This is a genomic window from Mesorhizobium yinganensis, from assembly GCF_040081985.1.
GTDB classification, from domain to species: domain Bacteria; phylum Pseudomonadota; class Alphaproteobacteria; order Rhizobiales; family Rhizobiaceae; genus Kumtagia; species Kumtagia yinganensis.
Genome location: NZ_JBEBMH010000016.1, coordinates 32,491 through 44,602, shown reverse-complemented (window position 1 = coordinate 44,602; position 12,112 = coordinate 32,491). Strand labels below are relative to the sequence as shown.

General features: G+C 65.6%; 9 protein-coding genes and 1 pseudogene. 6 read left to right on the top strand and 4 right to left on the bottom strand.

All coding sequences use genetic code 11. From position 1 onward, the window contains the following. Positions 1 to 88: 88 nt before the first annotated feature. The 3 genes from ABMA59_RS24220 to pncA all read right to left on the bottom strand — a co-directional run bounded on the left by ABMA59_RS24220 (position 89) and on the right by pncA (position 3,547). A complete protein-coding gene (locus ABMA59_RS24220) occupies positions 89 to 2,137 on the bottom strand; it encodes a sigma-54-dependent Fis family transcriptional regulator (protein ID WP_349007968.1) in 2,049 nt (682 codons plus the stop codon). 113 nt (positions 2,138 to 2,250) lie between these two features. Then, entirely contained in the window at positions 2,251 to 2,724 is a 474-nt protein-coding gene (locus tag ABMA59_RS24215) for a hypothetical protein (RefSeq protein WP_349007967.1), read from the bottom strand. A 223-nt stretch (positions 2,725 to 2,947) separates the two neighbouring features. Further along, positions 2,948 to 3,547: a bifunctional nicotinamidase/pyrazinamidase gene (gene pncA, locus ABMA59_RS24210; protein WP_349007966.1), complete on the bottom strand. Its 600-nt coding sequence runs from the start codon at positions 3,545 to 3,547 to the stop codon at positions 2,948 to 2,950. A 402-nt stretch (positions 3,548 to 3,949) separates the two neighbouring features. Here pncA and ABMA59_RS24205 point away from each other — a divergent pair, with 402 nt between their 5' ends. The 6 genes and pseudogenes from ABMA59_RS24205 (at position 3,950) to ABMA59_RS24180 (ending at position 11,512) form a co-directional block, all read left to right on the top strand. Continuing rightward, a complete protein-coding gene (locus ABMA59_RS24205) occupies positions 3,950 to 4,813 on the top strand; it encodes an FAD binding domain-containing protein (protein ID WP_349007965.1) in 864 nt (287 codons plus the stop codon). Beyond that, entirely contained in the window at positions 4,810 to 7,827 is a 3,018-nt protein-coding gene (locus ABMA59_RS24200; RefSeq protein WP_425475978.1) for a molybdopterin-dependent oxidoreductase, read from the top strand. The genes ABMA59_RS24205 and ABMA59_RS24200 overlap by 4 nt, the downstream gene beginning before the upstream one ends. Beyond that, on the top strand, positions 7,824 to 9,356 hold the full coding sequence (locus ABMA59_RS24195; protein WP_349007964.1) for a 6-hydroxynicotinate reductase: 1,533 nt from the start codon (positions 7,824 to 7,826) through the stop codon (positions 9,354 to 9,356). Before ABMA59_RS24200 ends, ABMA59_RS24195 begins: the two co-directional genes overlap by 4 nt. Then, positions 9,356 to 10,183 (top strand): annotated as a pseudogene (locus tag ABMA59_RS24190) (UPF0280 family protein); the annotation flags it as partial. The gene ABMA59_RS24195 and the pseudogene ABMA59_RS24190, both read left to right, overlap by 1 nt. A 286-nt stretch (positions 10,184 to 10,469) precedes the next feature. Next, positions 10,470 to 11,054: an amino acid synthesis family protein gene (locus ABMA59_RS24185; protein ID WP_349007963.1), complete on the top strand. Its 585-nt coding sequence runs from the start codon at positions 10,470 to 10,472 to the stop codon at positions 11,052 to 11,054. After that, complete coding sequence (locus ABMA59_RS24180) at positions 11,051 to 11,512, top strand: MarR family winged helix-turn-helix transcriptional regulator (RefSeq protein WP_349007962.1); 462 nt, start codon at positions 11,051 to 11,053, stop codon at positions 11,510 to 11,512. The genes ABMA59_RS24185 and ABMA59_RS24180 overlap by 4 nt, the downstream gene beginning before the upstream one ends. Here ABMA59_RS24180 and ABMA59_RS24175 read toward each other — a convergent pair. Continuing rightward, positions 11,504 to 11,926 (bottom strand): hypothetical protein, encoded by a 423-nt coding sequence (locus tag ABMA59_RS24175; protein ID WP_349007961.1) that lies wholly within the window; start codon positions 11,924 to 11,926, stop codon positions 11,504 to 11,506. The genes ABMA59_RS24180 and ABMA59_RS24175 overlap by 9 nt on opposite strands. Positions 11,927 to 12,112: the final 186 nt, after the last annotated feature.

Here is a 12,112-nt window from a genome sequence, read left to right as displayed (position 1 = left end):
GCGCCTCAATCGTACCAAGCTTCTGAAATCACTTCTCTTTGCGAACTTGCCGCACACCGAAAGCACGGAGCGCCGAGCGTTGCGCCGGTCAGACAAAACCCCGGCGGATGCCGTAGCGGTCGAGCTTGCGGTAGAGCGTTGGCCTTGAAATTCCTAGCCTTTGCGCGACCCGGCTGAGGTTTCCGCCCTCCGCCGCAAGCGCATTCTTCATCATCTGCCGCTCGGCGTCGACCAGCGTGCCTTCCAGCGTTCCGTTCGTGACGTCACCCACATAGTTTGGCAGGGCTTCCGGCCTGGAACCGGACATGCTGATTTCGGCGGGCAGGTCGCGCAACCCGACGTCGCGCCCATGCGCCAGCACATGCAGCCGTTCGACCAGGTTCTTCAGTTCGCGGACATTTCCCGGCCAGCGCCAGGCAAGCAGCACGTCCAGCGCATCGTTGGAAAAGACCAGCGGCTCGCCGCCGTTCAGCGCCGCAATCTTGCGGTTGAAATGCTCGACCAGCATCAGCACGTCGTCGCCGCGCTCCCTCAAGGGCGGAACTTTGATCGCAACCGCGCCGATCCGGTAATAGAGGTCGCTGCGGAACCGGCCGGCCGCGATCTCCTGCTTCAGGTCGCGGTTGGTCGATGCGACCAGCCGGACGTCGACCGGCCGGCCGCGGCTGTCGCCGATCCGGTGGACCACGCGCTCCTCAAGGACGCGCAGCAGAAAAGGCTGTATTTCCAACGGCATCTCGCCGATCTCGTCGAGGCTGAGCACCCCGCCATTGGCCTGCTCGAACACACCGGCCTTGCCGTCGCGCGACGCCCCGGTGAAGGCCCCGGCGACATGGCCGAACAATTCGCTGCCGAACAGTTCCCTGGTGATCGCCCCGCAATTCATGGCAACGAACGGGTCGTTCGCCCCGCGCCGGCTGCCCGCATGCACCAGCCGCGCGAATAGTTCCTTGCCGACGCCCGTCTCGCCCTCGATCAGAAGCGACGTGACGCTGTTGGAGCGGGCGACGCGGCTGGCAATCTCGACTGCGGCCAGCAGCGTCTCGCTCTCGCCGACGATCATGGCGGCGGCGTCGCGCAGCGCCTTGCTGTCCTCCCGGCTCGCCACGGTGACGGCCATTGCCGGAGCCAAGGGGAACACAAGCGCCGCGCCGCCAAGGCTTCCATCGAGCTTGAGCGGCGTGACGTGGCAGGAGCGCAGATGCGGCGGCAATGCCTTTGCGAGGTCGGCCTCGGAGCCCGATGATGGAAGGTTGAAGAGCCAGCGGCCACGGCCCGGCTCCAGAGGGCCGTCCATCATGTCAGTCGTCTCGCCGTCCGGCACGTTGTTGCTGAAGATCGCCCGGCCGCGATGGTCGACGATCACCAGCCCATCCCTGCGCCGGTAGTTCGGAGCCGACGAGATGAAGGCTTCCAGCAGGCGGGTGCGCCGTTCCTGCTGCTGCTCGGCCAGCGCCTTTTCGATCTGACGGGCGGTAGCGGCGACAAGCGCGGTGTTATGCGGTCGGAAGATCGGCGAATAACCCGACAGATCGACGACGCCGATGATCTTTCCGTCGAGCGGGTCGCGGATCGGCGCGCCGGCGCAGGTCCAGGATTTGATGCCGGCACAGAAATGTTCGGCCGCATGCACGAAGATCGGTTCGCCGGTCCACAGCGCCGTGCCGATGCCGTTGGTTCCGACCGCGTCCTCGTTCCACTTGCCGCCGATGGCGAGGTGGATGTCCATGCCATCATGCAAGGTCTTCTTGTCGCCGATGGCGTCGATCAGCACGCCGTCGCCGTCGGCCAACACCAGCATCGCGCCGGTACCGTCCAGAAGCTGGCCGAGCGAGGCAAACGACCGCCGCGCTGCCGCCAGAAGCTCGGCATTGGTGCGCGTCAGGTATTCGATCTCGTCGCGGTCGCTGTTCAGCGGCGCTTCGATGCCCTGCGCATTGATGCCGCCGGAAGCGCTGCGGGACCAGGAATCGTGGATCAGGGAGCGCACATGCATAGGGTCGCCGGCGCTATTCGGCTCGTCGGCTAGGAAATTCTCCCAGGCGCGCATGGTGGCGCGTTCGTCGTAATCGATGCTGTTCAGGACCGGGTAGCCGGCGGGAAATGGCGCGCGCGCCTGAAGGCCGTCGATCTTCATCTGATTGGGCCGATCTCACGTTTCATTCAGACATTCTGCAACCTTCGAGGCATGTCAATGCTGTAGGCTAATCGCGGGCCGAACCATTCGAATGGCGCGTCTCGCGAGATTCGTCAGGCGATGCCGAGTTTTTCGCCGATCTCGGCGGCAAGCTGTTCTTCGGTCCGGACCGCATCAAGGCGCACGCCGTCCAGTTCGGCGAGCGCCTCGGCCAAGGTTTGATCGACCGGCGCAAAGAAGCCGTTCTGTTTCGTGGCGAGCACGAACACCTCCCCGCCATCCCTTTGGCGGATGTCACCTATGTGGTGGAGCTGACGGCCGGTGTTGCGGTCGACCGAGATCACCCGGCCGTTCATGGTGACGCGGATCGAGGGACTGGTTTCGGCAGCGGGCGGCGAACCCCCGCCGACATGGATGATCAATCCCTCGGCCTGCGGCTGCTGGCGCGGTTTGCGCGAGGCGGAATAGCCGCCGCCGCTGATCTGGTCGGCAATCCGCTCGATGGTCGGACGGTTCTGCTCGATCAGCCGCTTGACCTGCACGTCCTCGCGCCGCGGACCATCCCGCCTGGAAATGATCTCGACCATGAACCCTCCCAGATTCTCCAGCCTGCCAGTCGCTTGGTTCCAGTCTTTCCGGTTCGGCCATACGGGGCTGTTGGGCCAGTATCCTTAACGGATAGACCAGAACCGACTGCCTGGGGTGGTAGGTGACTGCTACATCGCAGTCATGATCGCTCGTGAATGCCACGAAAATTGGGGGACCGGTCATGTGGCTCGTTCGACGACGCCTGCCCAGCCGCCGCAAATGTCAAGCCAGCGTTGCGCCGGCTTCGCGCATTCGCTCAGTCATGGCTTGCATCGAACCGCCAAGATCGATCGCCCGGCAGCCATCGAGCCTGACGGTCACATCGAAGCCGAGGCGGGCCGCGTCTAGCACCGAATAGGCGACGCAGAAATCCGTGGCCAGCCCGACCAATGTCAGCGTGCCGATGCCGCGCTCGCGCAGATAGCCGGCAAGGCCGGTAGGGGTAGCGCGGTCGTTCTCGAAGAAGGCCGAGTAGCTGTCGATGTCGTTCCGGAAGCCTTTTCGCACAATGAGTTCCGCCTTGGTCCATTTCAGGGCGGGATGGAACGCCGCGCCGCCGGAGCCCTGTACGCAATGGTCGGGCCACAAAGTCTGTTCGCCATAGGACATCTGGATGGTCTGGAAGGGCTCGCGCCCCTTATGGACCGAGGCGAAGCTGGAATGGCGGTCGGGATGCCAGTCCTGAGTTAGGATGACATGTTCAAAGCTGCCAATCAGGTCGTTGACGACGGGCAGTATCTTGTCGCCATCCACCACGGCCAGCGCGCCGCCGGGGCAGAAATCGTTCTGGACGTCGATGACGATGAGCGCTTCCTGGCCCATTACCCCTCCGAGGCGCTGTATGCATTCTCCGCACGGCCCCGCGCCGCGCGCACTACAAGTGCTGTCGAAAGTCGGCGGAAAGATACCGACCGTCAACCCTGCGTGCGAGGTTTTACCTCAAGACCGCTGACGTTCACGTGAACAGTCTTAACGTCTGTTTGGAAACGCCTCGGTAGAGGGCCGGTGAGGGATTTTGGGTGCCTGGCAGGAGCGACCGCAGTCGATGCCGGCGGCATCGGCGACCCACCAAACGCCGAAAAGACCCGCCGGACCGACCCGATGGAGTTCTCAGGCAGGCTCTTAGCGGTGGTCGTGGCTTTATCGCCTTTGACAATCCCGCGTGTCCTGATATCGTTTGCATACAAACGAATTGTGCCGGTCCTTCCACCGGAAAGGCATTGCGTGATCCGCTACGCGAAACCCAAAACGGTTGAGGAGGCCCTTGGCCTCCTGACGGAGGGGCGTTGGCGGATACTGGCGGGCGGGACCGATTTTTATCCCGCGCAGGGCGCGCGGCCGGTGCGCGACAACGTGCTCGATATCAACGGTCTCTCCGAGTTGCGGGGCATTGCCGAGACGCCTCATCATTGGTCTTTTGGCGCGCGCACCACTTGGACCGATGTCGTCCGCGCAAAACTGCCGTCAGCCTTCGACGCACTTCGGCAGGCGGCGCGCGAGGTCGGGTCGGTGCAGATCCAGAATGTCGGCACGATCGCCGGCAATCTCTGCAACGCGTCGCCTGCCGCCGACGGTGTGCCGCCTCTGCTTGTGCTCGATGCCGATTTGGAATTGCGGTCGCTGGCCGGAGCGCGGCATCTGCCGTTGCAGGCGTTCATCCTGGGAAACCGCAAGACCGCGCGGCGAGACGACGAGCTTTTGACCGCGATCCGCGTGCCGAAACGCTGCGTTGCCGGCAACTCGGCTTTCGTGAAACTCGGCGCCCGGCGCTATCTGGTGATCTCCATCGCCATGGCGGCTGCGCGTCTCGAACTCAGCGCCGACGGAACTCTGACACGTGCGGCGATTGCGGTCGGATCCTGCTCGGCCGCGGCGCGGCGGTTGATCGGGCTGGAAGCCGCGCTGGCGGGACTGAGGCCGGGCGAGGAATTTGCCGAAGCTATTCGCGATGCTCCCCTGTCGGAACTGATGCCGATCGACGATGTGCGCGGGACGGCCGAATACCGTATCGAGGCCGCGCGGGAGATAGTATTGCGAGCGCTGGAAGCGACGGCCAGGCCGGAGTCCTCGGAGAGGCGGGCGGCATGAGCATGGAGTGCGCAAACATCGCCTTCGAGGTAAACGGCCAGCCGGTCAGCGTATCGGTGCCGCCGCTGCGGCGGCTGTCGGCGGTGTTGCGCGACGACCTGCGGCTGACCGGCACAAAAGTCGGCTGCGATGCCGGCGACTGCGGTGCCTGCACGGTGCTGCTCGACGGAGAGCCGGTATGCTCGTGCCTCGTGCCGGCGGCGGGGGTGGAGGGCACCGCGGTGCGGACCGTCGAGGGACTGTCGGAAGGAAAACTGTCGGCGCTGCAGGCTTCGTTCCTCGAACATGGCGCGGCGCAATGCGGCATCTGCACGCCGGCTCTGCTGGTCACCGCCACCGCGCTGCTGAAACGCAATCCGTCGCCATGCGAGGAGGAGGTCCGCGATGCACTTGGTGGCGTTCTCTGCCGCTGCACCGGGTATCGGAAGATCGTCGCGGCGGTAATGGCGGCGGGGCGCCTCGGATCGTCGGGGGATGCATCAGATCTAGCGCCGCATGTGCTTGAAACGTCGCGCGAGGCACCCCCCTCTGTCCTGCCGGACATCTCCCCCTCAAGGGGGGAGATTGAGCCGGCCGCTCGGCTTTCGCCAATTGCAACCGGTGACGTGCGGGCGGCAATGCCGAAGCTGCTAATCTCCCCCCTTGAGGGGGAGATGTCCGGCAGGACAGAGGGGGGTGCCTCGCACGGCTTCTCAGATCCTGTCGGAGGCGTAGACCGGTTGGCCGGCGCGGCGGGCATTTCCGTCAAAACCATCGCGGCTGGCCATGCCGTTGGCTCCTCGCCGATCCGCCTCGACGGCATACCCAAAGTGACCGGCGCCGAGGCCTATGGCGCGGACGGCTTTCCGGCGGATGCTCTGTGGGTGGCGGTTGTTCGCTCGCCGCACTATCACGCGCGGTTTTCGCTGGGCGATGTCGACGGTTTCGTCAAATCCTGTCCCGGCATCGCCGGCGTGTTCACCGCGCGCGACATTCCGGGCGAGAACCGGTTCGGCACCATCCCGGCCTTCGCCGACCAACCGGCATTGGCGGAGCATTTCGTGCGCTTTCGCGGCGAGGCGGTGGCCCTCATCGCGGGCGAGCGCGAGGCGATTCTCGGCCTCGACCTTTCGGAATTCCCGGTCTTCTGGGAACCCCTGCCGCATCTGCTGGAACCCTGCGCTGCCAAGGCCGGCGCGCCGATCCATGAAAGCCGCGCCGGCAATGTGCTGACCACCGGCCTGGTCGAGCGCGGCGACCCCGATGCCGCGATCGCTTCGGCCGTCGTCACGGCGACGCGGCGCATCGAAACCTCCTATGTCGAGCACGCCTACATCGAACCGGAAGCCGGCTTCGCGGCGATGGATGGCGACACGCTGGTGGTGACGGCGTGCACCCAGGCGCCCTATCTCGACCGCGACGATACGGCCAGAGTGTTGGGACTCGCGCTTGAAAAGGTGCGGATCGTTCCGACAGCAACCGGCGGGGGCTTCGGCTCGAAACTCGACATGTCGGTGCAGCCGCTGATCGGACTGGTGGCACTTAAGACCGGCCGGCCGGCCGCGCTCGCCTACACGCGCAACGAATCGATGATTTCGACAACCAAGCGCCACCCGGCGGTCATGGAAGCGACGATCGGTACGGATGCCGGAGGGCTCATCGCCGGCATGGTGTTTTCGGGAGAATTCAACACCGGTGCCTATGCGAGTTGGGGGCCGACGGTCGCCAATCGCGTGCCGGTGCACGCCTCGGGGCCTTATCTGACGCCGAATTATCGCGCCACGGGCGCCGCGATCCATACACACGGGCCAATTTCCGGCGCGTTTCGCGGTTTTGGCGTGCCGCAATCGACGATCCTGCAGGAGGCGCTGTACGACGACCTGGCGGAAAAACTCGGGCAGGACCGGTTGGCCTTTCGCCTCAAGAACGCGCTGCGCGACGGCTCGGCCACTGTGACCGGGCAGGTGCTGGAGCGTGGCGTCGGCATCGTCGCATGCCTCGAAGCCTTACGGCCGCACTGGGGTCGCGCGCTGGCCGAGGCCGAGGCGTTCAATGGTTCGGCTGACGGCGTGCGGCGCGGCGTCGGCGTCGCCTCGTGCTGGTATGGCTGCGGCAACACCTCGCTGCCAAATCCCTCGACGATCCGCATCGGCATATCGCCGGATGGAGCAGTGGTGTTGCATCAGGGCGCGGTCGACATAGGCCAGGGCTCGAACACGGTGATCGCCCAGATCGCCGCCGACGCGCTCGGCCTGCCGCTGGAGAAAATCGAACTGCGCGGCGCCGACACCGGCATCACGCCGGATGCCGGCAAGACGTCCGCCTCGCGCCAGACCTTCGTCACGGGCAAGGCAGCGGAGAAATCGGCACGGGCCTTGCGCGAAAAAATCCTGCGCTTCGCCAATGTGTCGGCGGCGGCACGGCTGGTGCTCGACGGGCCATGCCTTTTGATTCACGAGGACGAGGCGTCGCGGCGGATCGATCTCGCCGGCCTGACGGCGGACGACGGCGGCCTGGTCTTCGCCGCCGAGGAGACTTACGACCCTCCAACCTTGCCGCTCGACGAGAAAGGGCAGGGCACGCCCTACGCGGTCTATGGCTGGGGCGCGCAGATCGCCGAACTGGAGGTCGATCTGAAGCTCGGCACGGTGCGGCTGACAAAGATCACCGCAGCGCACGATGTCGGCAAGGCGATCAATCCGCTGCTGGTCGAGGGCCAGATTGAGGGCGGCATCGCGCAGGGCATCGGCATGGCGTTGATGGAAGAATTTATCCCGGGCCGCACCGAGAACTTGCATGACTACCTGATCCCGACTTTCGGCGACGTGCCGCCGATCGAGAGCATTCTGGTCGAGGTGGCCGACCCGGAGGGGCCGTTCGGGGCCAAGGGTCTTGGCGAGCACGTGCTCATTCCCACAGCACCCGCGATCCTCAATGCCATCCGCCACGCAGCCGGTGTGATGGTGGACAAGATTCCCGCCACGCCGAGCCGGCTGCGGGCGGCGATCAGGGAAAGGGAGAGGAAACTCCCATGAGCGAACTCGCGGAACGCTTCGAAACTCACGACCCTGGCGCCAAGCAGGTGGCGGAAAAGATCCGCTGCGATGCCTGTCCGGTCATGTGCTACATCACCGAGGGCCGCACCGGCGCCTGCGACCGTTACGGCAATTTCGGCGGAAAAATCGTCCGCTGCGACCCGCTGACCATCCTGGAGCATGCCGCTGAAAGCGGTGCGGCCGTTATTCCGTTCGGTGCGGAACGCGAGCCGTGGAATGGCGAACTGGTGAATACTGGCCGCCGCTTCGTCACGGCGATCGGCGCCGGCACGACCTATCCCGACTACAAGCCGGCGCCCTTCATCGTCAGTCAGCAGGTCGAGGGCGTCGATCTGGTTACGGTCGTCACCGAGGGGATTTTCTCCTACTGCGGCGTCAAGATAAAGATCGATACGGACCGCCATATCGGCCCCGAGACGGCGACGGTGCGAAGCGAAGGCGAGGCTGTGGGCCACGTTACCACCGGTGAATATGGCTCGCAGATGTTGTCGCTTGGCGGCGTGCATCACCTCACCGGTGGCTCCAAGCAGGAGGGGCGCGCCACCTGTGACGCGATGCTCAACCTGTGCAACCGCAAGCCCGTCGAACTCAGCATCGACGGCGGCGCGACCGTCGTCGTCGAGGCCGGTAAGGCGCCGGTCATCGATAGCAAGCCTGAACATAGGATGCGTGTCGGCTGCGGTTCGGCCACCATCGGCATGTTCGCCACGCAATGGCGCGGGCTGGTCGACGAAGTGGTGGTGGTCGACGACCACATCACCGGCGTCGTCTCCGAGCACCAGGCCGGAAAAGTGCTGGGCTGGGAGGATACGGGCATAAAAATCCTTGGACGGCGCTCGACTCCGGGCCGCTACTTCAAGGTGTCGGAGCCGGGTCTCGGCTGGGGCGGCACGACGATCTCCGACCCGTTGTCGATCCTCGGCGATTGGAACGCGAAGAAGGGTGCCCGGCCCGGACTGTCGTTGCTAATGGTGTCGACCACCGGCGAACAGTTCGCCTATTTCGAACTCGACGAGGCGCTCAGACCGGTCGAAAAACCGTTTCCGGAACGGCTTCGCAAATCGGTCGGGCTGATTGAAGACAATTGCGAGCCGGCGCTGTGCACGGTGCTGTTCGTCGGCGGCGCCGGCGGTTCGCTGCGGGCTGGCGTGACGGAAAATCCGGTCAACCTGACCCGCTCGGTGCAGGGGTTGAAGACGTATGTGACGGTCGGCGGCGCGCCCGTCTATGTGTGGCCGGGCGGCGGCATCACGCTGATGGTCGACGTCATGCGCGTGCCGGCAGGCGCTTTCGGCTACGTGCCGACGCCGGCGCTGGTGGCGCCGATCGAGTTCACGCTGCGGCGCGACGACTATATCAGGCTGGGCGGCTACGAGGCGGAAATACGCAGCGTCGGCGACGTGCTGGCGAAGGGCGGCGAGTATTTCAACGAGCGGCGCACCGCTCTTGCAGTGCGCGAGAATCCATGGCCGCCGCTGGCGCAACTGCACCGGGCGGGTTGGGCGTGATGCAGGCAGCACAGGCAAACTGGCTGCCGGATGGAAAGCGGCTGCACCTCAACCATGGGCCGATCGACCTGATCGTCGAGGCTTTCGGCGAGGAGTGCGAGGTGCGAGCGGCATATGAACAGGCGGTGGCGCGCTTCGAGACGGTTCTGGCCGAACTGGTCGAGGAGCTGGCGGCGCTCCGTCAGCCAGCGACGCTCGGCCACCCGCGCGTTTTCGGCGGCAGCACAGCGCGCCGCATGGAAGCGGCCGTGACCCCCTTGGCCGAAAAATTCCTGACGCCGATGGCGGCGGTGGCGGGTTCGGTAGCCGACGAAGTACTGGCGGCGCTAGTCGCCGGGCGCACGCTCGGGCGCGCCTATGTCAACAATGGCGGCGACATCGCGCTGCATATCGCTGCCGGCCATGAACTCGCGGTGGCGGTCGCCGGCACGGGACATGGGTTTCGCGACCGGATCGTCGTGCGGGCGGTCGACCCGGTGCGCGGTATCGCCACGTCCGGCTGGCGCGGCCGCAGTTTTTCGCTGGGCATCGCCGATGCGGTGACGGTTTTGGCACGGTCGGGCGCAGAGGCTGACGCCGCGGCGACGGTGATCGCCAATGCCGTCGATCTGCCTGGGCATTCAGCAATATCGAGGCGGCCGGCGTGTGAGCTTGCACCGGACAATGACCTCGGCGAGCGGCTGGTCACGGTCGATGCTGGAGTTCTGGCGGCCGACGAGATCGACGCGGCGCTCGATGCGGGCTTTGCGGTTGCCGAGGACATGCGCGGGCGCGGACTGATCGAGGCGGCGGCGCTGTTCCTGGCGGGAGAAACGAGGGTTTGCGGCGGCTTTCAGCCGGGCTTTTCCTATGCTGAAATCTCGCGTCCTACGTTGCCCCCCTCTGTCCTGCCGGACATCTCCCTCACAAAGGGGGAGATCGGCGGTTTCGGTGCCGCCGCTGGTCCTGAAACATTGGCGATTGGCGAAAAGAAAGCGGCCGGCTCAATCTCCACCCTTGTGGGGGAGATGTCCGGCAGGACAGAGGGGGGCAATGTAGAGCGTTTACCTTCGGCGCGATCCGTGATCCTGCCTTCGCGAGCGCGGCCGAGCGGATCACCGGAGGACTTCCCGCATGCCTGAATTTCCCATCCGCAAGATCGCGGTGGTCACGGAAGAGATTTTCCACGACGGCGGACCGGCGGCGCAGACGCCGAGATTGCGCGCGGCAGCGCTTGCCGTGGTCAAAAACCCCTTCGCCGGGCGCTTTGCAGAAGAACTTCAGCTGGCGATGGAGGATCTGAAGCCGCTCGGCCTGCAGCTCACCGACCGGCTGATCGCGGCTCTGGGCGGCGATCTCAAGGCGATCGATTCCTACGGCAAGGGTGCGATTGTCGGCCCCGGGGGCGAAATCGAGCATGGGGCGCTGTGGCATGTGCCGGGCGGCTACGCCATGCGTGAGCGGCTGGGTGGCGCCAAGGCAATCGTGCCGTCGGCGATGAAGGTCGGCGGCTTCGGCGCCTCGCTCGACGTGCCACTCGGCCATACCAACGCCGCCTATGTGCGCAGCCATTTTGATGCGATCACGGTCTGCGCGGTCGACGGGCCGCGCCCGGACGAGATCGTCTTCGTGCTGGCCATGGCGGTCGGCGGACGCATCCATGATCGCATGGGTGGGCTGGCGGCGGCCGACATAAAGCTCTGGGACGGGCAGCGGTGAGCGGCGAGGAAAACGTGCTGAAGCTCGTGGCGGCGGACGAACCCGCGGCCGAAGGCTACCGCCTGCAGGATCAGATCGGCTTCATCCTGCGCCGGGCCCACCAGCGCCATGTCTCGATCTTCGCCTCCCGCATCGCCGACCTGACGCCGCCGCAATTCGCGGCGCTCGCGCGGCTGCGCGACATCGGCGAAACCTCGCAGAACCAGCTCGGTGCGCTGATCGCCATGGACGCGGCCACAGTCAAGGGCGTCATCGACCGGCTGTCGGCGCGTGGTTTGGTCGAACTCGGCAAGCACGATGGCGACAAACGCCGCCTGATGGTGCGCCTGACGGACGAGGGACGGCGCGTGGTCGAGGAGTTGATCCCCCAGGCGGAGCAGATCACCGCCGAAACGCTGGCGCCGTTGTCGGCGAGGGAGGCGGCGACACTGGTGCGGCTGCTGGCTAGGTTAGCCTGACCACGGGATCGTCGGGACTTTCTCAGGGGACGCCGGGCTCACGCGGCCGGTGGCTTTCAGTTTGGTGAATTCGGCACGGATATGGCCGCTGACGGCATCGCTTCCGCGTGCGTTCGTTGCCGAGTCGATGGTTTCTTCCTGCGCGTGGGGGAATTGCGGCCGAGCGGGCCGCGCACGGTCATGCGCCGCGCCGGATCGTGCTTCCACGCCGTTGCGCTCGCGCACCGAATCCGCGTCGAGCTGGCTTCGGTAGATGGCGTTCAAGATCTTGCAGGCCGAACGGGCGCGTATTTCCTCGCGGCCACGCGGCGGTCCGCCCCCCAGCGTGGCCGGGCCGTTCTGGACGGAATCCCACACGGCCCAGTTGCCGGACGGCTCCCGCTTGCAGAAGAATCTCGGTTCGTCCTTGTCCACCCGCCATACTCCACGCGGCATTGGCGTCATGGCTGGAACCGCCGTCTGGAAAACGATCCAATGCCAAACACCGAATATCAGGCGGCTGAAAATTTCCCGCCGCATGTCATTTTGTCGACCGCGTCGTTTCGGCTTGATTTCGTTTGGCGGCCCGTATGTTTCGCCATTGTTTCAGGTCGGCTCGGG